This window comes from Trinickia acidisoli, from assembly GCF_017315725.1.
Lineage (GTDB): Bacteria > Pseudomonadota > Gammaproteobacteria > Burkholderiales > Burkholderiaceae > Trinickia > Trinickia acidisoli.
Genome location: NZ_JAFLRG010000002.1, coordinates 1107453 through 1130687, shown reverse-complemented (window position 1 = coordinate 1130687; position 23235 = coordinate 1107453). Strand labels below are relative to the sequence as shown.

The 23235-nt window shown below is 62.9% G+C and carries 22 protein-coding genes; 12 read left to right on the top strand and 10 right to left on the bottom strand.

Annotated features, from left to right (window positions below):
- Window positions 1–23 precede the first annotated feature (23 nt).
- From pilN to J3485_RS23420, 12 genes are all read left to right on the top strand, one after another.
- Window positions 24–1697 (top strand): PilN family type IVB pilus formation outer membrane protein, encoded by a 1674-nt coding sequence (pilN, locus tag J3485_RS23475; RefSeq protein ID WP_242538902.1) that lies wholly within the window; start codon window positions 24–26, stop codon window positions 1695–1697.
- Between the two features lie 32 nt (window positions 1698–1729).
- Window positions 1730–3046, top strand: a complete 1317-nt coding sequence (pilO2, locus tag J3485_RS23470) for a type 4b pilus protein PilO2 (protein WP_206956706.1) — start codon at window positions 1730–1732, stop codon at window positions 3044–3046.
- Window positions 3036–3611 (top strand): type IV pilus biogenesis protein PilP, encoded by a 576-nt coding sequence (gene pilP / locus J3485_RS23465; RefSeq protein ID WP_206956705.1) that lies wholly within the window; start codon window positions 3036–3038, stop codon window positions 3609–3611. The genes pilO2 and pilP overlap by 11 nt, the downstream gene beginning before the upstream one ends.
- A 2-nt stretch (window positions 3612–3613) precedes the next feature.
- Window positions 3614–5287 (top strand): GspE/PulE family protein, encoded by a 1674-nt coding sequence (locus tag J3485_RS23460; RefSeq protein ID WP_242538901.1) that lies wholly within the window; start codon window positions 3614–3616, stop codon window positions 5285–5287.
- Window positions 5288–5306: 19 nt separating this feature from the next.
- Complete coding sequence (locus tag J3485_RS23455; RefSeq protein ID WP_206958322.1) at window positions 5307–6383, top strand: type II secretion system F family protein; 1077 nt, start codon at window positions 5307–5309, stop codon at window positions 6381–6383.
- 54 nt (window positions 6384–6437) lie between these two features.
- Window positions 6438–6977 (top strand): type 4 pilus major pilin, encoded by a 540-nt coding sequence (locus tag J3485_RS29335; RefSeq protein WP_206956704.1) that lies wholly within the window; start codon window positions 6438–6440, stop codon window positions 6975–6977.
- A 76-nt stretch (window positions 6978–7053) separates the two neighbouring features.
- On the top strand, window positions 7054–7521 hold the full coding sequence (gene pilM, locus J3485_RS23445; protein WP_206956703.1) for a type IV pilus biogenesis protein PilM: 468 nt from the start codon (window positions 7054–7056) through the stop codon (window positions 7519–7521).
- A 16-nt stretch (window positions 7522–7537) separates the two neighbouring features.
- Complete coding sequence (pilV, locus tag J3485_RS23440) at window positions 7538–9271, top strand: shufflon system plasmid conjugative transfer pilus tip adhesin PilV (protein WP_206956702.1); 1734 nt, start codon at window positions 7538–7540, stop codon at window positions 9269–9271.
- Between the two features lie 119 nt (window positions 9272–9390).
- A complete protein-coding gene (gene sctC / locus J3485_RS23435; protein WP_206958313.1) occupies window positions 9391–11121 on the top strand; it encodes a type III secretion system outer membrane ring subunit SctC in 1731 nt (576 codons plus the stop codon).
- Between the two features lie 160 nt (window positions 11122–11281).
- The gene (locus J3485_RS23430; RefSeq protein WP_206958311.1) at window positions 11282–12358 is read left to right on the top strand and encodes a sensor histidine kinase; all 1077 of its coding nucleotides are present in this window, start codon (window positions 11282–11284) and stop codon (window positions 12356–12358) included.
- Window positions 12355–13191 carry a response regulator transcription factor gene (locus J3485_RS23425; protein WP_206956701.1) on the top strand — a complete coding sequence of 279 codons (837 nt, stop codon included), beginning with the start codon at window positions 12355–12357 and terminating at the stop codon, window positions 13189–13191. Before J3485_RS23430 ends, J3485_RS23425 begins: the two co-directional genes overlap by 4 nt.
- A gap of 22 nt (window positions 13192–13213) precedes the next feature.
- Window positions 13214–14641, top strand: coding sequence for a secretin N-terminal domain-containing protein (locus tag J3485_RS23420; RefSeq protein WP_206956700.1), 1428 nt, complete (start codon window positions 13214–13216; stop codon window positions 14639–14641).
- A 52-nt stretch (window positions 14642–14693) separates the two neighbouring features.
- On the opposite strand, the gene J3485_RS23415 is transcribed toward J3485_RS23420, so the two are convergent.
- From J3485_RS23415 to sctV, 10 genes are all read right to left on the bottom strand, one after another.
- A complete protein-coding gene (locus tag J3485_RS23415; protein WP_206956699.1) occupies window positions 14694–15149 on the bottom strand; it encodes a CesT family type III secretion system chaperone in 456 nt (151 codons plus the stop codon).
- A 153-nt stretch (window positions 15150–15302) separates the two neighbouring features.
- Window positions 15303–15485 (bottom strand): hypothetical protein, encoded by a 183-nt coding sequence (locus J3485_RS23410; protein WP_206956698.1) that lies wholly within the window; start codon window positions 15483–15485, stop codon window positions 15303–15305.
- A 152-nt stretch (window positions 15486–15637) separates the two neighbouring features.
- A complete protein-coding gene (locus tag J3485_RS23405; RefSeq protein WP_206956697.1) occupies window positions 15638–15949 on the bottom strand; it encodes a type III secretion protein in 312 nt (103 codons plus the stop codon).
- Window positions 15946–16992 (bottom strand): type III secretion system protein, encoded by a 1047-nt coding sequence (locus tag J3485_RS23400; RefSeq protein ID WP_206956696.1) that lies wholly within the window; start codon window positions 16990–16992, stop codon window positions 15946–15948. Before J3485_RS23400 ends, J3485_RS23405 begins: the two co-directional genes overlap by 4 nt.
- 117 nt (window positions 16993–17109) lie before the next feature.
- Window positions 17110–18252, bottom strand: a complete 1143-nt coding sequence (locus J3485_RS23395; RefSeq protein WP_206956695.1) for a hypothetical protein — start codon at window positions 18250–18252, stop codon at window positions 17110–17112.
- Window positions 18249–18512 carry a type III secretion system export apparatus subunit SctS gene (sctS, locus tag J3485_RS23390; RefSeq protein WP_206956694.1) on the bottom strand — a complete coding sequence of 88 codons (264 nt, stop codon included), beginning with the start codon at window positions 18510–18512 and terminating at the stop codon, window positions 18249–18251. Before sctS ends, J3485_RS23395 begins: the two co-directional genes overlap by 4 nt.
- Before the next feature lie 49 nt (window positions 18513–18561).
- A complete protein-coding gene (gene sctR / locus J3485_RS23385) occupies window positions 18562–19212 on the bottom strand; it encodes a type III secretion system export apparatus subunit SctR (RefSeq protein ID WP_206956693.1) in 651 nt (216 codons plus the stop codon).
- The gene (gene sctQ / locus J3485_RS23380) at window positions 19196–20368 is read right to left on the bottom strand and encodes a type III secretion system cytoplasmic ring protein SctQ (RefSeq protein WP_206956692.1); all 1173 of its coding nucleotides are present in this window, start codon (window positions 20366–20368) and stop codon (window positions 19196–19198) included. Before sctQ ends, sctR begins: the two co-directional genes overlap by 17 nt.
- 41 nt (window positions 20369–20409) lie before the next feature.
- Window positions 20410–21171, bottom strand: a complete 762-nt coding sequence (gene sctP, locus J3485_RS23375) for a type III secretion system protein SctP (RefSeq protein ID WP_206956691.1) — start codon at window positions 21169–21171, stop codon at window positions 20410–20412.
- A gap of 5 nt (window positions 21172–21176) precedes the next feature.
- Window positions 21177–23234 carry a type III secretion system export apparatus subunit SctV gene (sctV, locus tag J3485_RS23370; protein ID WP_242538898.1) on the bottom strand — a complete coding sequence of 686 codons (2058 nt, stop codon included), beginning with the start codon at window positions 23232–23234 and terminating at the stop codon, window positions 21177–21179.
- Window position 23235: the final 1 nt, after the last annotated feature.

Genomic DNA, 23235 nt, shown 5'->3' with positions numbered 1-23235 from the left:
CCTGCATTTCTTTCGTTGTCCTAATGAATGCCGGCTGCACGGGCCTTACCCAGCGCATCGCCGATGCGACGAGTCACGACACGGATCAGGGGCACGCGCTCGTCGCCGATTCGGAGAAAGGGCACATTGCCGTGCATGCGCTCGACGATGTCGTCGTGAACAACGGCATTTGGCTGTCGGGCCGCACGGTCAAGCTCGGTACCGCGGCCGCGTTGCCGGCCATCTTTGCGCAACCGGCGACGTTCGATCGTTCGGTGTCGTCTCTGCAAGAATTCGCCGAGCGCGTCACGCGCTTGACGCAATTGCCGACGAAGGTCGCACCCGATGCGAGCGCCGCCGCCGAACGTACGCTCGAAGGCGTCGCGGGCGGCGACACGCGAGCAGGCGCCGCGGCCGGCAATGCGATCGGCGCCGTGACCGTGAAACCGCCGCTGCCGCCTACGCGCGGCGGTTCGCTCTCGACCAGCATCGCCCCGGTGCCGCTGCATATCGTCTACAGCAACGGCGATCTCAAAGGGCTACTCGATTCCGCTTGTGCGGAGTTCGGCGTGTATTGGAAGTTTGCGAACGGCGTCGTCGATTTCTATTTCACCGATACGCGCACGTTCCAAGTCAGCGCAGTGCCCGGCGATTCGGCGGTGAAGGCCAACGTCGTGAGCGCCGCCAACAACGACAACGGCAACGGGACGAACGGCGGCACGAGCGGGGCGACGGGCTCGACTGGCGGAACGTCCGGCACGAGCGGCACCGGTGTCTCGTCCGACAACACCTCGACGACTCAGGTCAATTCGCAACTGTCGATCTTCGGCAGCTTGGATGCCGCGATCAAGGCGATGCTCTCGCCGTACGGTCAAGTCGTTTCGTCGCCGGCCACGGGTTCGATTTCGGTCACCGATACGCCCGATGCGCTCGACCGTGTCGCGCACTTCATGGAAGAGCAGAACCGCGTGATGGCGCGGCAGGTGATGATCAACGTCACGGTGCTGACGGTCACGCTCACCGATTCGGACAGCTACGGCATCGATTGGACGGCGGTCTATCAAGCACTGGGGACGCGCTTCGGTCTCACGAATACGTTCGCGCCGACGGTGACGAACCCGGTGTCGTTCTCCGCCGCGGTTCTTACGCCGAGCAGCCGCGCGAATGGAACGTCGGCAATGATTTCCGCGCTCTCCGAACAGGGTAAGGTGCGCCGCAAGACATCCGCTTCGGTCACGACGCTCAACAATCAGCCGGTGCCCGTGCAGGTCGCGACGCAGCAGGGGTACCTCGCATCGATCTCGACGACGAATACGGCCAACGTGGGTTCGCAGACGTCGCTGACCCCAGGCACGGTCACGACCGGCTTCAATATGACGCTACTGCCGCACGTGTTGGACGACGGCACGGTGATGATGCAGTTCTATACGAACCTGTCGTCGCTCGTTACGTTGCAGTCGGTCTCGAGCGGCGGCAGCAACCCGCTGCAGATTCAAACACCGGAGATCGATACGCGCAATTTCCTGCAGCGCGTGGCCATGAAGTCGGGGTCGACGCTCGTGATCAGCGGATATGAAGGCACGAACGACAATCTCACGCAGCAGGGGGTCGGCAAACCGCAGAACTACCTGGCCGGCGGCGGATTCGAAGCGACTCGCTCGCGCGACATCATCGTGATCCTGATTACGCCGATCACGATGTCGTCGGCCGGCGCATAGGCTGCACGATTGCCCTGAAAAGCGCCCACGTCATGTCGAACCTCATCATCCAGATCGGTCGCCAGCGGTTCGTCAGCGGACTGTTCTGGCAGTCGCTGTCGCGGCGCCGCGAGTTGCGCAAGGAAGCGCTCGAGCTCGCGCACAAGCTGAACTTCGACTTGCTGATCGTGCGCATCGGCCGCGATGTTGCCGAGGCCGGCTTCTCGAGTGCGCGCGACGGCGTGCAGTCGGGCTTGCTGTCGCTCGGTGCGATGGTGGGCGAAGCGATCGCGACCCAGGGTGCGCATTATGACGGCCGCCAGCAGCCGGCTCCCAACTGGCTCGGCGCATTCAAGGTGCCCGATGGACGCTGGGCCTACTTCGCGGTGCGCGACAACTTGTTCTTGCCGAACGGCGATTGGCTCGGCACGCGCGAGGAAGTGTTCGATCGATTGGTTGCCGATTACGGCCTGGGCGGATGGAACGTCGTGATCGGCGACGCCGAACTCGAAAGCCTTGGGTTTCACAATTTCTACCCACGCACGCTCGACGACTTGCTGCCGCTGCGCAACGGCAAGTTGCGCGTGCAGCGCCGGTGGGCGCTGCAACCGGTGCGCCGCACGCTCAGCACGCCGTTGTTGGCGAGCGCGTGCGCGGCTGTGCTGCTGCTCGGTGCCGCGTTCGGCTATTCGAAGTATCGCGAGCACGAGCGCCAGGTGCAGTTCGACAAGATGGTGGAACTGATGCGAGAACGTGCCGCCGCGAAGGGCAATCACGTTCCCGCAGGCCCTGCAACGATCGCCCATCCCTGGGCGACGCAGCCGGCGCCTTCGGCGATGCTGAGCTCATGTATGCGCGCGTTCGGGATCGTCTCGCCGGGCGGCTGGCAGCTCGACGAATATTCGTGCTCGCAGGTATCGGCGAGCTACGTCTGGTCGCGCAACGATTCGACGGTCGGCTATCTGTTGGCCGATGAGCCACGCGCGCAGATCGACGGCAGCGGCGATCGCGCGGTGATGACGGTGCCGCTTGCTGCCTCGAACACCGAAGACGAGCCGCTTGATTCGGAAACGCATTTGCGGCTGCGCCTGCTCGACGCTTTTCAACCGCTCGGTGTGGCATTAAAGCTGGACGTGGTGCAGCAACGCGACGACACCTCGGTGAAGTCCGCAATCGTGAAGTCACTACCGGGCGGGCACAATCCGCCCGCGGCCGCGCCGGATTGGCGCGTCTGGCGCTTGTCGGCAAACCTCGCCGGCATCGCGCCCACACTCGTCGCCTCGCTGTTCGATCAACCGGGCGTTCGACTTCAGAAGGTGTCGTACCGTAACGGCGCCTGGACGGTGGAAGGAGAGATCTATGCAAGGTAAGTCGATCCAAAGCATGCGGGCATTTGCCATCGCGTGCGTTGCCGTCGCGGTGTCGCCGCTTGCGTTTGCGGTGCCGCCGAAGCCGGCTGCCGTGGCCCCCGCGGCCTCCGCGCCGGCCGTCGGCGACCCTCCTTCGCCGCAGGCGCAGGAGACGGTCGCGGCGCTCACGCGGCTCGAGGGCGAAACGGTGGTGCTCAAGGCGGAACTCAAAAAGCTCGAAACGCAGACGCAAATCGCGCAGCGCACCGCCGAATTGAATCGACTGAACGGATCGGGTGCACCTAACGACGACGTTCGCGTGCGCGCGGTAGAAGGTCTCGGGACCAAGCTCTTCGCCACGCTCGAGAGCCATACAGCCGGTGAATTCGAGGTAAAGGTGGGCGACACGTTGCCCAACGGCATGAGGATCGTATCGATCAAGCCCAACGCGGTCTATGCGCAGGTACGAGGCGGCGCGAGAGTTCAATTGCCGATGGTGGTCTCGTGGGATGCATCGTCATACGCCGGCGCACCCGATTCCAATACGACGGCCTTCCCGCCGCTGCCGACGATGCCGAGGAACTGATCATGCGCATGCTGACCGCCAAAGACCATCCGGCCGCTCCCCTTCCTTTGCATCCCGCACGCACGTCGATCGAGGTGGCGCGAGCGACACTCGGTATTAAGCAGTCCGAAGTAAAGGCGGCGAACGTACCGCTCAATCTCGCGAACGCGAAGGCGCTCTCCGACAGCGGCGAGTTTGCCGCGAGCGACGAGGAGCGTAAGTTTCTCTGTCTGCTCGACGACGGCCGGCTCTTGATCGCCGAGGGGCAGGAGATGAACCCGTTCGTGCTCTCGTATCGCGCGCGGCTCGATCGGCTTCGCCATGGCTATGTACCAACGCCCGTCGGGCTCGACGTCGTCGGTCGCGCCTATCGCGAGCGTCGGCGCTCGGGCGCCGAGCCGCTCGATCATACGGCGATGCAGGTACTGGCCAAAGAGTTGATCGCTCAGGCGTGCCGTGAACGGGCCTCCGACATTCACATTCGCGTGAACCGTTTCAGCACGGAAATCCTGTTTCGCGTGCACAACGAGTTGCAGCGCGTACGGGAGCAGACACGCGAGCAAGGCGAACGCTTGCTCGCCACGCTCTATGCGGCGATGGCAAGCGTGTCCGACAACACCTACAAGCCCACCGAGCGTCAAGACGCGGCGATCGGCGATCGAGACAAACTGCCCGATCAATTGTATGGGGTTCGAATTGCCACGGCGCCGACGAGCGAGGGCAGCGTGATGGTGCTGCGTCTGCTGTACAACGACGCCGGCGATGCGACCGAATTGCAGCGGCTCGGCTTCACCGATGCCCAGGCGGAGACGCTCGAATTTCTGCGAGCGCAGCCGATCGGAATGAACATCATCAGCGGGCCGACCGGGTCGGGGAAATCGACGACGTTGCAACGCGTGCTGGTGAGCGAAATCGCGGAGACGGAAGGGACGATCCACGTCATCACCGTCGAAGATCCGGTGGAGTATCCGATTGCCGGTGCGGTGCAAACGCCTGTCATCAATGCGCTGGGCGAGGAGGCGCGCTCGGTGGTGTTCGCGGAAGCGATCGCGAATGCGATGCGGCTCGATCCCGACACGATCATGATCGGCGAGATTCGCGATCGCGCTTCGGCACAAAGCGCGCTGCGCGCGTCGATGACGGGGCACCAGGTTTGGACAACGCTGCATGCGAACAGCGCGATCGCCATCGTCGACCGTCTGATCGATCTCGGGCTGCCGTTGCGCATGGTGACGGACGAGTCCCTCGTGACCGGCCTCATCAGCCAGCGTCTCGTCAAGCTGCTATGCCAGCATTGCAAGCTGCGCTTCGCCGATCAATTGAATGAACTCGATACGGCGCTCGTCGCGCGCGTCAAGCGCGTGGCCGGCGCTCGCATCGGCGACATCTGCGTGGCAGGTCCGGGCTGCGAACACTGCCGCCAACGGGGCACGATCGGCCGGACCGTCGTGGCCGAAGTGATTCGCACGGACGCGCGCTTCTTCTCGCTGCTGCGCGAGGGCGATAAGGCCGGTGCGATCACGTACTGGCTCAGACATCTCGATGGGCAGACGGTGGTCGATCACGCGATCGAAAAGGTGCTCGACGGCCTCGTCGACCCGCGCATGGCCGAGCGCGTGGTGGGGCATTTAACGGAACACGCCGACTACGACGGGTTCGGCGGCAACGTGATCGGAGCCAACTATGGCGTGGCTTGATGTCGTGCACTGGCCTGCCGTGCTGCCCGATTTCAATCGCGCGTTCGCGAAGCTGCAACTGACGACGAACGAGCGGCTACGCCTCTATCGCAAGATCAGCAAGATGTTGTCGAACGGGCTGCCGCTGTTGAAAGTGCTAGAAGAACTCGAATCGCGCGCGTCGCAGGGCGGACGCAAGCCGAAAGAGGCGATGGCGATCGTGCTCGGCGATTGGCGCCACGCGGTGCAGAACGGGGGCATGCTCGCCGAGGGCATGGCGGGCTGGGTGCCCGAATCGGAGCAACTGATCATCTTGGCCGGCGAACAAGCCGGGCGGATCGAGACAGCGCTGATCTCGGTGGCCGGCGTCGTGCAGTCGAGCCGCAAGATCCGCTCGTCGATCCTCGGCGGCATCGCCTATCCGGTGATGGTGCTCGCGATGATCGTCTGCTACGTCTACTTGTTCGGCACGCGTGTCATTCCTCGCTTCGAGCAATTCGCAAATCCTGCCGATTGGCACGGCGCCGCCCGTTCGCTCTATCTGATGTCGGGCTTCGTCGAGCATTGGTTGTGGCTCTGCTTGATCGTCTTCGGGCTCTTCATCGCGATCGTCGGTTGGTCGATGCCGTATTGGAACGGGCGTGTGCGCACGATGCTCGATCGCATGCCGCCTTACTCGATTTATCGGCTCGTCGTCGGCAGCGGGTTTTTGATGGCGTTCGCGTCGTTGCAAGCGTCGGGCTTCACGGTCGAGAAGTCGCTGATACGGCTTGGCACGAACGCACGGCCTTGGCTGCGCGCGCGGATCGACGACACGTTGTTCGGCGTGAAGTCGGGGCTCAATGCAGGCGAGGCGATGCGCAACGCGGGCTATCGGTTTCCGTCGCAAGAGATCGTCGACGACTTGTGCGTCTACTCCGAGTACGGCGGATTTGCCGATGCGTTGAAGACGATCGCCGAAGAGTGGTTGGAGGAGGGGGTGGAGACGATTTCCGTGCAGATGCATGTGTTGAACGGTGCGGCGATCATCGTTCTCGCGCTCGTCATCGCATGGCTCATTACCGGGTTTTTCGGGATTCAGCAGGAGATCGCCGCTGTCACGCGCTCGATGCGCTGATGCGGTACTTCGGGGATCAATGGTGTAGCGGTCTTTTATGAATTGGGGATCAAAATGACGAAACATCACTATTCGACGCCGCGCCGTTTGCAAAAGGGCGCCTCGCTGCTGGAAGGCATCGCTTATCTGGGTATCGCCGCGATCGTCGTGATCGGCGCCATCGCATTGCTCAACACGGCGTTCAGTAGCGCGAACTCCAATGAGTTGAACTCCGAGCTTTCGGCGATTCAAACGGCGTCGCGCAAGCTGTTCATGACGACTCAAGGTAACTATGGCGCCGCTGATTTCACGGCGACGCTCATTAGCGCGAAGGGTTTTCCGCAGACGCTGAGTACGACCGATACCACGGTTTCGAATGCATGGGGAGGTGCGGTTACCGTTGCGCCGGATGCAACCACCAATACCGAATTCGACATCACGTACACGGCCGTTCCTGTGGATGTGTGCGTCAATGCGTTGACGTCGACGACCACGGGCTGGATTTCGGTGACCGGGCCCGGCGATAACACGCCGTATCCACCTCCGATCAGTCCTGCCACCGCTAAGACGGCTTGCGGAACGACTGCCGGGAAGGTCATTTGGATTTCTAACTAGCCACCATCCTTAGGACTACTTATTTTTCCGGCCCGGCGGCCGGCGGGCCCTGCTCACCCTCGTTACGGAGAAAAGCGTGTTAGTGATCGCCATTTTCGCGGTGTTTGCGATGTTGATCGCCGGCTACGAGACGTTTGCCGACGAGCAAATGAACGTCGTCTCGACGACGTCGACGCAGGCGCTCGCGTTGAATCTGGCGGCCTATCGGCAAACGGTGATCGCCTATGTTCTCGCCAATCCTTCGTTTCAAGGAGCCGTGCAGACGAATCAATTGACGCCCACGGCGAATTACACGCCGAACGCGATGTGGCAGGGTTATGTGCAAAACGGCATGGTGGTGGTCTATACGACGAGCGCGGTGTCGCCGCAACTCGTCGTTGATATGTCGGAACTCGCGCAAGGGTCGGTCTTAGCAGGGCGAGCCTTGAACGGCAGCGAAGTGCCGCCGACGGATCCAACGATCGCCGTCACGTTGCCATCCGGCATCGCGAGCGCCATTCCGAACGGCAGCCCCGTTTGGCTGGCGCAGGTCAATCCGAGCTAAGGGGAGGGTCGATTCGATGCACCGCTCGCCGGCTTATCGCTCACGTGTTCGTCAACGCGGCGCCACGCTCGTCGAGGCGCTTGCCGCATTGTTCATCGCAGCGTTGATGTTCATCGGCTTGTCGATGCTCATCAACACGTCGATGCAGAACATTCGCGATCAGCAAGCCGCGCAATATCAGTCGCAACTCGCGACCGCGGCGGGGCAGCTCGTGCAGGCGAACTACGCGACGCTGGCCTCCGAGGCGACGCCGACGAACCCCGTGGTCGTGCCGCTGCACGCAAGCGGCACCGCGCTGCAATTGGCCAGCTTCCTGCCCGTGAGCATACAATGGCGGAACGCCTACAGTCAGTCGCCGTGTTTGCTGATTACCGCCCCGGCGAGCGGCGGAATCGATGCGCTGCTCGTGACCGAGGGCGGGCAGACGATTCCCGATCTCGAACTTGGATACATCGCGGCAAATGCGGGGCAGGGCGGCGGCTCGATTCCTTCGAAGACGGCTTCGGGCGCGGCTAATAATGGCGCGGCATACGGCGCATATGGCGCATGGATCGTTGGCAGTCCTAACGGAACGGGCGCGAGCTGCAGCGGCACGGCGACGGGTGCGGGCCACCTCGTCAGCGAAGTGTTCACGAGCGCCCCCGCAAATGAAAACGCCGATTTTCTCTATCGCGTGCGCGTACCCGGCTATACCGATGCGAACGCCATGCATGCGCCGCTTTATCTGCACGATACGGTTACGCACGTCGAAAATACATCGGACAACGACTGTTCGCTGGGCCTCGCGAATTCGATCGGCAAGATCACGGCCGATGCCAACGGCCGCGTGCTTCAGTGCGAATCGAGCGGTAGTTGGCAGTTCGCGGGCTCATCGTACTGGCGAGATCCCGTGGCGACGCAAGCCGATCTCAATGCGCTGAGCACGCCTCAGCAGGGCGACGTCGCGTTGGTGCTGCAAACCGGTGTGCCATACGAGTACGTCGGCGGGGTATGGCATTCGCTTGTCGTCGACAACAACGGCAACCTGATCATCGGCAACGCGCTCATGGCCGCGTCGCGGCTCGATTTGACGCAGACGAACACGATCAATTCGGGGTGTCCCGACGACTCTCAGTTCATCACGGGTGCGGGGCAAATCTCGATGGATGCATCGGGAAACGTCCTGTCCTGCCAAAACGGCACATGGCAAAACCAATCGCAGATCAACCCGGGCGGCAGCGACGTCGGGTGCGTGATCATCATGGGCAGTCCGGGCGCCACGGACTACTCGTGCCCTTACTCGTATAGCGGGACCTACCCGAGCGCGAGCGGCAACCCCGGATACGACGCGGGCACCGGCAGCTACAGCTACACGGAAACGCGCACGGTTCAGCTTTCGAAGCCCGGCATCATCGCGGCAGCCGTCTGGGCGCACATGTACGACGAACAATGCGTCAACGGCAACATCAATTTCAACAATCAAGGCCAGGTTGCCGTTTACGTATCGATCTACAACAACGACACCGGCGCGCTCATCGGCCGCAACGAAGCACAGTCGCCGACGATCACCGACGACGCGGCCGGCATCAACGCCAATCTCCTGCAATCGGCCTCGCCGAACAACAGCGGCTACAACGTCGTGGTCGAGACCGACTGGGCCAACTACAACGGCTTGAAGACACCCTATACGACGGACTACTGCGGCCCGTCCGGCAACGTCGTGCCAACGTCACCGGTCGTGGCGGGCTGGACGATCAATTCTTTCTATTGAATATGTCGCGTCAAACGGAGAGTCAAAGCGTGCGTAATCACCGTCAACACGATCGTCATCGCCCGACGCGGTATCGTCATCGGCGCATCGCTTCGCTCGCGGTGCTCGGCCTCGCGCTGATGCTGATCGGACCCGGCGCATCGGCCGCGACCGTGCACTGGAAAACGAACAGCGTCACTTATTCGACGGAAGGCAAGGACGTCAAGGACGTTCTGCGCGATCTCGCCGCGAGCCAAGGCATTCCGGCCAATATCGGCAACGAGGTGTCGGGCACCGTCAGCGGCCGATTCAATATGCCGCCGCAGCGGTTCCTCGACACGCTTGCCGCCACGTTCGGCTTCGTCTGGTATTACGACGGCGAGGTGCTCGATATCGTCACGCCGGCCGAGATGAAGAGCACGCTGATACATCTGGACAGTGCCTCGGCCGAGCAACTGCGGCGCACGCTCGAACAGCTCGGCGTGGCCGATAAACGTTTCCCGTTGATCTACGACGACTCGCAAGGCTCGGTCATCGTCAACGGGCCGCCCGGCTACGTGCAAATGGTGTCGAACGTGGCCGATCGCATCGATCACAACGCGTCGCATCGGAGCGGCACCGAAATCCGCGTGTTTCCATTGCATCACGCGTGGGCCACCGACCGCACGGTCGACGTCGATGGACAGGCCGTGACGCTCGCGGGCGTTGCCTCGTTGCTCAACAGCATGTATCACCCGAATCAATCGGGCGCGGGTGCCGCCGCAGGCGTGGCGACCGCTGCGGCCGGCATCATGAAGTCGAAGCCGATGAACGACGTCTCGGGCTCGAGCTCGGGCGGGTACCCCAATAGCGGCACGGGCACGGCGGGCATGCCCCCGTTGCCGCCGACGCAGGGCGGCGGACCGCTCGCGGGATTGTCGGGCAAGCCGTCGTCGGCCGTTGCGCAAGCGACGAACAATGGCGGCTCGGGTGGCGACGATTCGAGCGGGGACCCGAAGGACGACGAGTTGCCCGTCATCCAGGCCGACCCGCGCACGAACTCGGTGCTCGTACGCGATACGCCCGACCGCATGTTCCAGTATCCCGACGTGCTCAAGCGTCTCGACGTCAAGCCGCAATTGATCGAGATCGAAGCGCACATCATCGAAATCGACGACAACGCGTTGCAGCAACTCGGCGTCGATTGGTCGGCGCACAACAGCCACGTCGACATTCAAACGGGCTCGGGCACGCTGCCGCAAAACACTTACAACGGCACGCTCACGCAGACCTTCGGCACCACGACGCTGAACGGCTCGCTGCAAACGCCGGTAGCCGTCTCGCCGACGGGCTTGTCGATGGCCGCCGTGCTGGGCGACGCAGGCCGCTATGTGATGACCCGCATCGATGCGCTGACGCAAACGAACCAAGCGAAGATCGATGCGAGCCCGAAGGTCACGACGCTGAACAATCTCGAAGCCGTGATGGCGAACAAGACGCAGTTCTTCGTGCCTGTCACGGGCTACACGGGGGGCAATCTTTATTCGGTGTCGACGGGCGTCTCGCTGCGCGTGCTGCCGATGGTCGTGACCGAAAACGGCTCGACGCAAATCAAGCTCGACGTATCGATCGAAGACGGTGAATTCACGGGGCAAACCGTGTCGAATTTGCCGGTCGTGACGAGTTCCGACATCAATACGTCGGCATTCATCAAGCAGGGACAGGCACTACTCGTGGCCGGCTATCGCGTCGACAACCGTTCGAACGGACTCACGGGTGTGCCGGTGTTGTCGAAGATCCCGCTGATCGGCAATTTGTTCAAGACCACGAACACGAGCAACAGCCATATGGAGCGCTTGTTTTTGCTGACTCCGCGCATCATCGAACCGTGACGAATCGCTTAAACGTATGACGCGCCGTATGACGCGGTGCATCTTGCGAGGGACGAACATGGAAAACCTTCGACACATTCAATCCGTCGCCCAGCGCGAGCAGGGCAACGATGCCGATAGGAATGCCGACAGAAATATCGACAGAAAGCGGCTGCAGTCGATGCTCGACAGCCAGCCATGGGGGACGATCGCCCTCGGCTCGGACGGATGCGTCGTCGCCGCGAGCGCACGCGCTTGCGCGATGCTGCGGATGCCGATTCCGATCGGCGCGCCGATGGAGCAGATATTCGGCTTTTGCTTGCGTGACGGTGCCGAACCCTATACGGCACTCGAACAAGGCCGTGAAGTCGAGATCGAGGGTGCATGGTGCTGGCTCAAGCTCACGCGTGTCGAGCACGAGGAAGGCATGAGCGACGACGATCCGTACTTCGTCGCGGCATCGGTAGCCGTCGTCGATATCAGTCCCGTGCATCGAGCGCTCGACGAGCGCATCGCATCGCTGCGCTTCCTATCGCATGACTTACGCTCGCCGCTCAATTCGATCGTTGCTTTGAGCCAATTGCAGGAGATGGATGCCGCCACTTTCGCGCAGTGCGGGGGGATGCGGCAGATCGGCGAGTTGGCCCGTTATGCGCTCGGTCTCGGCGAAAACTTCTTGTTTTCCTCGGTCGTCGGCAATCTGGAGCGCCGCGATTTTTCTCGCTTCGACTTGCGCACGACGCTGCGCGAACTCGTGCCGCAACTCGAAGTGGCGGCAGTCTATCGCGGCGTGTCGTTGCGGTTGTGGCTACCGGACGGCCGGCCGGCTTGGGTCAATGGCCTGCGTCCGTTCATCGCGCGCGCATTGCAAAACCTCATCGACAATGCGATTCAAGCCTCGCCGGGCGGGGCGACGGTGTCCATTATGTTCAAGCAGCAAGACGATCTCGTCGAAATCGGCGTCAAGGATGCGGCCGGCGGTTTGCCGGGTTTGCATCAGAAGGGGCGCATCGACTCCTTCGACGAACTCTCGCAAAAGACATCGAAAGGATTCGGCCTTGGCTTGAAGCTGGCCACGCGCATCGTCACGCTGCATGGCGGCACCCTCCATGCGGAAATCAACGAGGACGGCGGCACGACGTTCATCATGCGCTTGCCGAGCCTGATCAAACAGCAACGCGCGGCCGATCCCGCGGCCGCGGCCATGCCCAGCGTGCGCGATTCGGTGCGCGCATTTGCGGCCGGAGCACTGAAATGATGCAGGCGGCAGGCAAACCCGTTCGCGTGCTCGTCGTCGAAGACGACCCCGCGCAGCATGCGATGCTTGTGGCGTGGCTCAAGGCGGAGGGCTATCAAGTCACGTCGTTCCACGATGGCTTGGAGGCGCGCAATTATTTATCTGACCACTGGGCCGATTTGCTGTTGCTCGATTGGGACGTGCCCGGCGTCAACGGAGAGCAGCTACTTTCGTTCGTGCGCGGGCGTTCGCGTTCTTCGGTGCCCGTGATTTTTCAGACCGTGCATTCGTCGGAAGCCGATATCGCCAAGATTCTCGATACGGGGGCCGACGATTTTCTCGTCAAGCCGGTCGATCGAACTGTGTTGCTCGCACGGATGCGGGCGGTTTTGCGACGCGCGAGCAGCACGAACGTCGATGGACGCAAGATGATCGTCGGCGAATGCGTGCTCGACCGCGGCAAACAGGCGCTCGTCGCGAACGGTACCGCGCATCCGCTCGGTACGAAGGAGTTCGATATCCTTTGGCACCTGGCGACGCATGCGGGCACGGTCGTGCAGCGGCAAGACCTGCTCAGCGTCGTATGGGGATGGGATGCGAACGTGCAGAGCCGATCGGTCGATATGTACGTGAGCCGTGTGCGATCGAACTTGAAGGCGGCCGGTGTCGGCTGGACGATTCAATCCGTCTACGCAACGGGCTATCGGCTCAATATGAATGCAAGCGAGGAGGGTGCCGCGGACTCGGAGTCGCGCGCGATAGTCACGCCTGCCGACTCGCCTTCCGCCGCGTCCTATAGCCCTTCCGAAGAGCCCTCGCTCGAATCGGTCTGGTCGAACCGCAAACCTTCTTGAGAGTCGCGTTGCGATGAATGCGATGAACCGACGTCTAATATCCAATTGCTTCGCACTCCTATGTATTGGCACGGTAGCGCTGCCATGCGCTGCGCAAAGCGCGCCGATTCCGTGGCAGACCGAGCGATTCGATTACACGGCGAACGCGGCGCCGTTGGCGGACGCATTGTCGGCGCTTGCGTCGCAAACACACGTGCAGATCGACGTGGCACCCGACGTGATGGGCAGCGTGACGGGGCGCTTCGATTTGGCGCCGCAGGCATTTCTATCGGCGATGGCGTCGACGTACGGCGTCAGTTGGTATTACGACGGTATGGTGCTGCACGTTGCGCCGCAAGCCGATCGCCGCACGCTGGCGATGCGCTTGAATTACGCGTCGGCTGATGCGCTGCTCGCGCAGTTATCGAGTACCGGCGCGAGCGATCCGCGCTTCGCTCCACAGGTGGACGAGGCGACGCGCACGATTGTCGTTAGCGGACCGCCCGCGTACGTGGCGCGCATCGAGGCGACGGCGCGCGCATTGGAACGAACGGCACGCGAGCGTGTCCGTACCGCGGTGCGTGTCGTGACGCTGCAGTCGGCGCGCGCGGGCGATCGGCACGAGACGATAGGTGGCGTGCCGTCGGTGATGCCGGGCGTGGCGACGCGGTTGCGCGAGCGATTCACGCAGAATCGGCAGAAGCCATTTGCTGACGGCATCGTGCCATTGGAATTCGAAGCGCCTTTGCCGATCGTCGAAGCCGACATCGACCGCAATACGATCTTGATACGCGATCGACCCGAACGGCTCGACGGCGATGCCGAAATGGCGCGTGCTTACGACACGAAGCCGCCGCTCGTACGGATCGTCGGTTACGTCGCCGACGTCGATCCCGATGCGTTGGCGGCATTGCCGTTGCAGTGGCGAGCAGTGGATGGATCGGCACCCGACGTCTATGCGGTGCCGGGTACACCGCCGGCCGCGCGTTATGCCTATAGCGATGACGATGGAGCGGCTCTCGCGGCGCAGTTGAAAGAGTTCGTGACGGAAGGGCGGGCGCGCATGGAATTGCAGCGTGATGTGTTGACGGCGGACGGGACAGCGGTCGAACTCGATGCGCGCGCCGCGAAACTCGTCGCAGCGGCCGATGACGGCGTTGGTGGGGCAGGTAGCGATGCTTCGCTGCTCGACGTGCCGGGTGGTATGACGCTCGATGTGACGCCTGCGGTCGAGGGGGCGATGGATCTGCCGCACGTGGTGCTGACGACGCGATTCGCGCTCGCCGGCGGCCCGCCGGCTACCGTGCGAGTCGATGTGCCGTCGCAACGCGCGGTGCTGATCGCCGCGGCGCCGGCGGGTGGTGTGGCGCCGTGGATCGAGGGCTCGGATGGAGGCGATCAGGCCAGCAGCGGACGCGTGCCGCCGCGGACACGCGTGGTGCTGCTCGTGCCCTATGCGAAGGGGGAGTAGCGCTGCACTTGCCCCTGACCGCCCGGTCGCAGGCCATCGAACCCTCACACCCTCAAGCCTTCAACCAGTAATAAGCCCCCGACGCGATCCCTTCGAACATCTCATCGGACGACTCGATCACGTTCTGCCGCCAATAGCGGCCATGCTCGGCGTAATGCGTAAGCAAATCGGCGACGACCTCGCCGTTGACGTCCTGCGTCAGCGGCAAACGCAAAATCAGCACCATGCCGCCCGTATCCGCATCGAGCCCGAGTTGTGCCTGGTCCTGCGCGTAAATAAGTAGATTCGCCTCGAGCATGAGACGAAAGATCGTCAGGGTTCGTCCGGCCGTCACCGTGCCATAGTGGAAGTTGACGTACATCGCGAGCGGATCGTTTTCGAAGTGATCCATCCGCACGTCGAAGCTCTCGACTTCGAGCGTGCGCGTCTGCAGGACTTGTTCGGCATCGGGCAGCCCGATCACCGCGCATGTCTCCCGCACGACGTCGACGTAACGTTCGAAGCTCATCCTTTGTCCTGATTTCTAATAGGCGCCGCACCCTCGTTGCGAGAGCGTGGCCAGCGGTCCAAGTGATCCCAATCGGCCCGATGAGCGAGAAGCTCCAGTAATCGAAGCGCCTGACGTCGAAGCCAAAGAGCCGCCCCGACGACAGGCCGATCGTCACTGGGGTGTCGTCGATACGTTTTTTACCGCTGCTGCCAACGAACGTTGCAGGTTCAGAACCGACTCCATCATCGTGATTTGCATCTGCATTTGAGCCATTTGCTGCATCATCGGCATCATTTGGCTCATGCTCGATTTCATCGAGCCGCTAGCTGCGCTTGCTGATCCGCCAATCGACATGACTGTCTCCTAAAGAGCGCTACGGTTGAGGAACGATTGCTGCTTTGCTTCGCCGATGATCGCGGGCGCAAACCCGCGACCGGCGAACCGGGTGCGCGCCGCGTTTGGCGGCCACGCAAAAATCGCTAAAGCGGTTGTGCCGAAAAATCCGCTCAGGCGTCGATACCGGCTTGCGCCTTCAAGTCGGCCAGCCGCTGCACCACGCGGCCGGCAGCGACGAAGCCGCGATGGAGTGTCTGCAGATGCGCGCGCTCGCGCTCGGCCGTGGCAGCCGCGAGCTTGTCGGACAAACGCTGCGCCGTGGCATCGAGCGCCGAGGTGAGGCGCGCGACACGCGCGTGGCTCGTCGGCGAATCGAGGGTGGCTTCCAAGCTGGCCATATCGGCGGCGACGGCTTGCAGTGCTTCGTACATGGTGGTTACCTCGCGTTGGTTCGACTTGGTTTCGATCGACGGTCCGCTCATCGCAAGACCCCGTTTCCCTTCGCGCCCGCATGGCGTGGCTCGCCCGGTACCGCGGCATTGCCGGGGTACAGATGCTTCACGCCATCGGGCGTTTCCACATAGCGCACATCGCCGATCGCGATGAGCGCTGTATAGTCGCCCGCGCTGCCCAAAGGCGCGGGCCTCTCGCTTACCGCAACGTCGATGTGCTTGATATTGGTGTCGAGATCGCGCTTCACGCGCGCCAGCGCCGTTTGAAATTGCGACATCGAATCGACCGCACCATCGACTTCGAAGACGCCGTCGCCGCGATATTTCACATGCGTGCCGTCGACGGCGAGCGCATCCTCGAGATTGCGTCGATCCGTTTCGCCAACGTCGTATTGGCGCAAGATCCGGTTTTGATCGGACGCGACGTGTGCGAAGATGCCGCGCGCCGCGACATCCTCGGCCGCCGTCGCGACCATTCCCTGCACGACGACCGCATTGCCGCGCGGCACCGCCTGCAGATCGGCGAGACCGGCCGCATGCAGCGCACCGCCGATGCGTGTCGCGAGCGCTTCGGGGCTCGGCATCGCCTGCGCGTCGCGCGGCTTCGAGCCGAACAGCGTCGCGCCGGCGACGAGCACCGCCGCGATCATGCCGCCCGCGAGTGCGACGCCGATGGCCCGCGGATTGCCCAGGGCGTGCGGCACCGGTGCCTCGGGTTCTTCCGGCTTGACCCACAGCATGCGAAGCAGGTCCACGTCCGCCGGCCATTGCGCCGTCTCAGGCCCGAAGCAAAGCACGATTTCGCCGACCGGAATCGGTACGAGATCGGGTACCAGCGTCACCGTCGATTCGTGCTGCGCGGCCGTCTTGTCCTCGCCATCGTTGGCCTGTTGCTTGGCCGCCGACGTCCATCGCGTCACCCCTGCGCTGTCGAGCTCGATGCAGATGCTGTCTTCGGTCCAGTCCGTGATGCACACGTCCGCGCCGTCGTCGCCGCCAAGGCGATAGACGCCGGGCACGAGCGTCACTTGTGCTCCGGAATGTGCCCCCGTCAAGATGCGCAGCTTTTTCATTTCGGTTGCCTCTTCGCTCGCGTCAGGGTGTACGTGGATCGATGCGGCATTCGCGCCGATTGCTTGATGCTCAGTCTAGTGAGGCAGTCTTGTTTCGTAGCGGTCGATGCGAACCGGTCAAAAGTTTTGCGAAGCGGGGCCAGGCTCGTTGCCGAACTCATTACTGGGCTCGTTACCGGGCTCGTGAGGCGATGCACCGCGCTCGTGCGTACGCGTAGCATTCGTTTGCCGCGCACGGGTAACACGTGCCGCACGTTCGGCCTGCATCGCTTGGGCTGGGTCGACCGTTTGGCCCGTCGCGAACAGCAGCGTGCGCAGACGGCAGACGGACAAACGCAATTGCGGCCGCGTCGAAGGGCGCTCGCCGTGCAGCACGAAGAGCGGCTTGAGCAGGTTCAGATCCTTTTGCCGATCCGATAGCGATAACTCGCCCGATGGCTTCGATCGAAACTCAGGTTCGTCCTGCACCGTCTGAAGCTGATGTTTGACGCCGACCAAGCCCGTCTGACGTGTCGCATCGCGAAGCGCCGCGTGCCGGAATCGCGCGGCGATCATGTCGAGCGAGCTGCCGAGGATGATCGGCGTGACCGCGGCCTTCGGATCGAGCGAGATGGCCATGCCGAAACCGAGACACGTGCGCGTCCAGGCGAGCCGCATTTGATTCTCGAGCCGAAGCGGTTCGTCTTCGTTCGCATCGGCCAGCGAGCGCAAGTCGCTTCGAATGGCAGAAGGGGAGATGCGCTTGCTCAGCTTCACCTTCACGACGGGCGCAGGGTCCTCTTGCTGCTGTTGCTGTTGGCGTCCGGACCCTTGCCGGCCGTCGCCGTCCTGTCGTTCGATGCGACGATGCGCGCCGTGCTCGCGTGGAGCGTGCGGGCCATGCGGATGGTCGCTATGGGCCGAGTGCTCGTGCAGTTTGTGATCGCCATGCGCTTTGTGCTCGCCGTGCGCCTTTTCCTGCTTGTCGGATTTCTTGCGCGGCCTCAGTTCGCTCAGCAGCTTCTGTGATTTCGACCCGCGTGTGCGTTCGGCCGATGCGCGCGCCGCTGCGAAACGCGCTTGCAACTGCATACCCGCGCGTCGTCGCGCCGCGGCCTGGCGCATCTTGAGCAAACGCTGACGCTTGAAGCGGACGGCGTCGTTGCCGGCTTGCTGTGCCTGCGTTTGTTGCGCCTGCTGTTGCGCTTGTGTCTGCTCGGAGCGCGCTTCTTCGAGCGCCTCCTCGCTTTGAGCGAAGCTGTCGTAGCGAATGTCGCTCATGTCGGCACCGCGAGCTGGACCACTTCATTGGCGAAATGCAGGATCGCCGATCCGCCCCATGGTGCGAGCAAGGCAATCGCCGCGATCGAGACGACGAGCTTCACCGCGTATGAGATCGTTTGATCCTGCAGCGACGTAATGGCCTGGATGAAGGAGATCAAGAGGCCGGTAATCGCGGCAATGAGCACAATGGGCAGCGATACGTAAAGGCAGAGCAGCATCGCCTGCATTGCGAGGCGAACGAGGTTTTCGACTTCCATGGCGCGGTTCCTACGGTTCCGATGGTTCGCTGAGGCCCGTTGCGCCTTCTCATCGATAGGTCAGGACTAGCCCATGCATCAATACCGACCAGCCGTCCATGACGACGAACAGCAACAACTTGAACGGGATCGCGACGTTGGTCGGCTGCACTTGGTTCAGGCCCATTGCCATCAGCACGTTCGCGATGACAAGATCGACGATGATGAAGGCGATATAGAGCAGGAATCCGATCTTGAATGCGTCGGTCATCTCCGTCAGCGTGAAGGCCGGTGCCAATACGATCAAGTCGTTTTCCTTCAGTTCGGCGGCCATTTGCTTCGGCCAGACGACCGAGGCCGAGCGCAGGAAGAATCGCTTCTCGCGTTCGTGCGTGTGCTTGATCAAGAATTGGCGGAACGGCTCCTTCGCGGCGCCGAACGCGCTGATCATCATCTGCGAGGTCTCGGTCGGGAGCTGGCGGTTCTGCATGTTCGCCATCGCCTGCATGCCGACCGGGGCCATGATGTAGATCGACACGAGAATCGCAATGCCGTTGAGCACCATGTTAGGCGGGACCTGTTGAACGCCGAGCGCGTTGCGCAATAAGCTTAGGACTACTACGATTTTCGCGTATGAGGTGACGACCATCGCGATGAAGGGCACCATGCTCATCGCCAGCACGGCGATGAGCAGGCCCGTGTAATCACTGAACTGAACCATTGCCGTGCGTCATTTGAAGTACGCGAACGCCGAGCTGATCACCCACGGTGACGAGCTCGCCGGTGCCGATCGTCTGGCCGTAGGATGTCAGTCGAATCCGTGCGTCGGCGATCGGCACGGGCAGCTCGACGACATAGCCGGGCCGCAGCGCGGACAACTGAACGACGGGCATCTGTACGGTATCGAGCTCGAACTTGACGGGCAGGTTCAGTTCGCCGATGTCGATCGGTTCATCGCCGCTCGCGGTGCCGGCATCGTGGTCTTCTGTTTCATAGCTCATGGTCGGGGTCTCCTTTAAGGTCAGCGTGCATCCTTCGAGGCGCGCGGTGGCGGCCAACTGCACCGATCCGTGCATGCCCCAGAGCGCGCGTAGATCGGCGGCCTGCGGTGGCTCGGCACATGTGCCGGCGAGCGCCGGGTCCAGCGCGCGCAAGAGGACGTCGCCCATGCGCAGTGTGCGCAACGTAGCGATCCGATACGTCTTCGCGCCGACGACGAGTCGCCCCGGCACATTGATGACGCTGGCATGCTGTGCGAACGGAATGCGTTGGCGTCCGATGCAGCCGGCGATTGCTTCGACGCAGGCGTCGTCGAGCCGACCGAGGCGGCATTCGATATGACGCTCGCCCAAGCGGAACCCGACCGACAGCGCCGTGCGAGGATCGGCTGGCTCGCGGCCGCGACGGATGCCGAGGACGCGCACGTCCGGCAATCCCAGTGCGGCCAAGCGGTCGGTGAACGGCGTGAGCAGGATTGCGGCGACAGCGTTGCGCAATGCGATGTCGCCGCTGCGCGCGCCGTCGGCCGCATCGATACCGGCGCTCGACGTGACTGCGTCGCGATTGTCGCCGTCGACGGCGACGCTCGCGAGCGCCGGGTGACGGCGTAGATCGATTGCGATCGATGCATGCGCAAACCCGTGACTGAGATCGATCCAACCCGGTTCGACGATACGGACGGCATCGCCCGCGCCGACGGCAAAACCCGTAATGCCGAGCTTCAATTGCAGCCATGCGGCGAGGCGTTCGTCGGCAGCTAGCCGCGCAAGACGCGCCATGCGCGCATCGATCGCGGGCAGTGCCGCGAGTGCCTGCGCGCCCCGCACGATCGGGCCGCGCGCTGCGGCGGCCGCAGTGGTCGGTGACGTGAATTCCATGCTTGCCTTGTTGTTGGTCAATCGGATCGGGTGCCTTGGTCCTACTCGACGACGATCTCCACCGTCCGCTGCATATCGTGTTGGGTAGCGTGCTGCGTGAGGAGCGCTTCGAGTCGACGCTTGAGTACGTCTCCGTGATGTAAGACTAGTTGCTTCGAACTCGCATGCTGGGTGTCGAACCGAAGCGCCAAGTCGAATTGCGAAAGCGTCAACGCAAGCCGACAGTCGGGCAGAATCGCAGGGTCGAGCGTCAAGTCGATCGACCAATGTCCTTGGGCCAGCACGGCGGGATCGGAGCAGAAATCGGCCACGCGAGCGGCGAGGTAATCGATCAGCACGAACACCGCGTGTTGCTCGCGCGCGAGCGCTTCGAGATACGGCGTGTCGAGCCGCTGCAATTGCTGCGTCAGCGATTCCGCCGAGGCGCCCCGCGCTTGCGCGAGACTCGCTCCGCCGGCGGAAGATGATGAGGAATCCTGATGAATCGAGGAACGACATGCGTCTTCTTGCGGCGCATGCGGCGATCGTTCGTCGGCCGTGCCGCTGTCGGCCTGTGATTCGTTGGGCGCACGGTGCGCTTGCGAGCCCTCGTGCTCGGAAACGTGCTCGCGTTCATTGGGATCCGGATGCCGCTCATTGCCCTCGTATTGCCGGCGCTGCGGTGCTCGCGCGCCAACCCGCGCGCGCCTCACTAGCGCCGCGTAGTCGAATCCTTTGCGCGCTTCGGCCCGTGCGGCCGGCGCGACGCCAAGGTCGTCGTCGTCGATGGCATGCACGGCATACGTGCGGATGATGCCCATCATGCGGGTTACATCGTGACGCGGCCGAGCGGCTGCAGCTCGACGTGCCCACCGAGTTCCTGGTACGAGTAGACCGGCAGCCAGCCGAGGCGGCTCTCGATCATGCGGCGCACGTAGCGGCGAATGTCCATCGACGTGACGACCGCCAATGCCGCGCGCGGCTGGTCGCCCGCATGCGCGGCGATACTGTCGACGAAATATTTGATTTCGTCGGGCGGTAGCGCGAGGAAATTGCCCGTAGGCGTTTGCCGGATCGATTGCCGGATGTGTTGTTCGACAGGCACGTCGAGCACGACGGCCGTCAGCATGCGTGTGCCGCCCGCGGCGCGATGAGCGATGTAATGGGCGAGGTCGCCGCGCACGTATTCGGCGAGCAGCAGCATGTCCTTTTCTTTAGGACCCCAAACCACCAGGCTCTCCATGATGCCGCGGACGTTGCGCACCGAAACCTGTTCTTCGAGCAAACGTCGCAGCACGTCCGCGATCTTTTGCAGCGGCAGCGCTTTTGTCACTTCGGCGACGAGCCCGGGATAATCGGCGCCGAGCTGATCGAGCAGCCATTGCGCTTCTTGAATGCCGAGGAATTGCTGTGCGCGCGAACGCAACAGCGTGATCGCCTCGCGTGCGATGACCTGTTCGGCTCGCCATGCCTTCGCCCCTGCCGGCACGCTCTTTTCGTTGATCCAGTAACTTTGCGCAAAGCCGCCTGCCGCGCCGCGCAGCTCGCATTGCGCCGCGAGCGCGGCATCGTTCGCCGCATCGGGCAGCATCGCTTTGCCTTGCGCGAGTTCCGTGCGGGAGCATGGCACATCGTGAACGAGGATCTCGTAGGTGGAGGCTTCGAGCGATTCCGAGGCCCACATCATGATGCCGGGGAAGGGCAGCCCGAGTTCGTCTTGCAACGCGGCACGCTCGGTATCGAACGCCTTGTCCAGATGCGCAAGAGATAGCCGCGCGATCAGGTCGGGTGAAACGCGCACGCCGACCGGCGCCGTGAATTGTGGCGCACGCGGCAGGATCGACGGCGCGTCGCCCTTGGCGCCGGCGCGCTGAAAGGCACCGACGGGCGCGCCTTTGGCACTCGTCGCGCGCCGGCCCGTGCCTTGCTTCGTGAGCCGATAGCCCGCGAAAGCGAGAACGGCCGACAGCAAAATGAAGAGCGGTGCGGGAAATCCGGGCACGGCCGCAAAGCCGAGCAACAGCAGCGCGGCGAAAAACAATGGGCGTGCGCTGCCGGCGAGTTGGCGGAAGATATCGGTGCCGAGCGAGCGTTCGGCCTCATGATTGCCGTCCTCGACGCGCGTGATGATGACGCCGGCCGCAACGGAGATGAATAGCGACGGAATCTGCGACACCATCGCATCGCCGATCGACAGAATCGAAAATCGGTTCGCGGCTTCGCCGGCTGTCATGCCATGGTAGGCAATGCCCACCGCGATGCCGCCGAGGATATTGATCATCGTGATGATGAGGCCCGCGATCGCATCGCCCTTGACGAATTTCATCGCGCCGTCCATGCCGCCGTGCAACTGGCTTTCCATCGCAAGCTGCAAGCGCTTCTTGCGTGCATCCTCGGGCGACAGCACGTTCGCACGCAGTTCGGCGTCTATGCTCATCTGCTTGCCCGGCATTGCATCGAGCGTGAAGCGCGCGCCGACCTCGGCCACGCGCTCCGAACCTTTGGCGATGACGATGAACTGCACGGTCGAGATGATGATGAAGACGACGAGCCCCACCACCAGATTGCCGCCTACCACGAGTTCGCCGAAGCTTTCGATGATATGGCCCGCGTCGGCGTGCAGCAGAATCGACTTCGTCGATGCGATGTTCAGCGAGAGCCGATATAGCGTCGTGAAAAGCAGCATCGACGGAAAGGCCGACAACGACACAATGCTGCCGACATACATCGTCACCATCAGCAGCGTCACGCTGAGCGTAATATTGAGAGCGAGAAGAACGTCGATGATTTCGGGCGGAAGCGGCAGGATCATCAGCGAGACGATCGCGACGACGAGCATCGCGATGCCGATTTCTCCCGCGCCGGGAATACGCAGCGACTTGAACATG

Bases quoted from the DNA above. Each gene is read 5' to 3' on its own strand.
- J3485_RS23430 (WP_206958311.1), top strand. From the start codon at position 11,282: ATGCTCGACAGCCAGCCATGGGGGACGATCGCCCTCGGCTCGGACGGA.
- sctR (WP_206956693.1), bottom strand. From the start codon at position 19,212: ATGGTTCAGTTCAGTGATTACACGGGCCTGCTCATCGCCGTGCTGGCG.
- J3485_RS29335 (WP_206956704.1), top strand. From the start codon at position 6,438: ATGACGAAACATCACTATTCGACGCCGCGCCGTTTGCAAAAGGGCGCC.
- J3485_RS23420 (WP_206956700.1), top strand. From the start codon at position 13,214: ATGAACCGACGTCTAATATCCAATTGCTTCGCACTCCTATGTATTGGC.
- sctP (WP_206956691.1), bottom strand. From the start codon at position 21,171: ATGATGGGCATCATCCGCACGTATGCCGTGCATGCCATCGACGACGAC.
- J3485_RS23425 (WP_206956701.1), top strand. From the start codon at position 12,355: ATGATGCAGGCGGCAGGCAAACCCGTTCGCGTGCTCGTCGTCGAAGAC.
- pilP (WP_206956705.1), top strand. From the start codon at position 3,036: ATGCAAGGTAAGTCGATCCAAAGCATGCGGGCATTTGCCATCGCGTGC.
- J3485_RS23410 (WP_206956698.1), bottom strand. From the start codon at position 15,485: ATGTCGATTGGCGGATCAGCAAGCGCAGCTAGCGGCTCGATGAAATCG.
- J3485_RS23460 (WP_242538901.1), top strand. From the start codon at position 3,614: ATGCGCATGCTGACCGCCAAAGACCATCCGGCCGCTCCCCTTCCTTTG.
- J3485_RS23395 (WP_206956695.1), bottom strand. From the start codon at position 18,252: ATGAGCGACATTCGCTACGACAGCTTCGCTCAAAGCGAGGAGGCGCTC.
- sctC (WP_206958313.1), top strand. From the start codon at position 9,391: ATGCTGATCGGACCCGGCGCATCGGCCGCGACCGTGCACTGGAAAACG.
- J3485_RS23400 (WP_206956696.1), bottom strand. From the start codon at position 16,992: ATGAAAAAGCTGCGCATCTTGACGGGGGCACATTCCGGAGCACAAGTG.
- sctS (WP_206956694.1), bottom strand. From the start codon at position 18,512: ATGGAAGTCGAAAACCTCGTTCGCCTCGCAATGCAGGCGATGCTGCTC.
- pilV (WP_206956702.1), top strand. From the start codon at position 7,538: ATGCACCGCTCGCCGGCTTATCGCTCACGTGTTCGTCAACGCGGCGCC.
- pilN (WP_242538902.1), top strand. From the start codon at position 24: ATGAATGCCGGCTGCACGGGCCTTACCCAGCGCATCGCCGATGCGACG.
- sctQ (WP_206956692.1), bottom strand. From the start codon at position 20,368: ATGGAATTCACGTCACCGACCACTGCGGCCGCCGCAGCGCGCGGCCCG.
- sctV (WP_242538898.1), bottom strand. From the start codon at position 23,234: ATGTTCAAGTCGCTGCGTATTCCCGGCGCGGGAGAAATCGGCATCGCG.
- J3485_RS23405 (WP_206956697.1), bottom strand. From the start codon at position 15,949: ATGAGCGGACCGTCGATCGAAACCAAGTCGAACCAACGCGAGGTAACC.
- J3485_RS23415 (WP_206956699.1), bottom strand. From the start codon at position 15,149: ATGAGCTTCGAACGTTACGTCGACGTCGTGCGGGAGACATGCGCGGTG.
- pilO2 (WP_206956706.1), top strand. From the start codon at position 1,730: ATGTCGAACCTCATCATCCAGATCGGTCGCCAGCGGTTCGTCAGCGGA.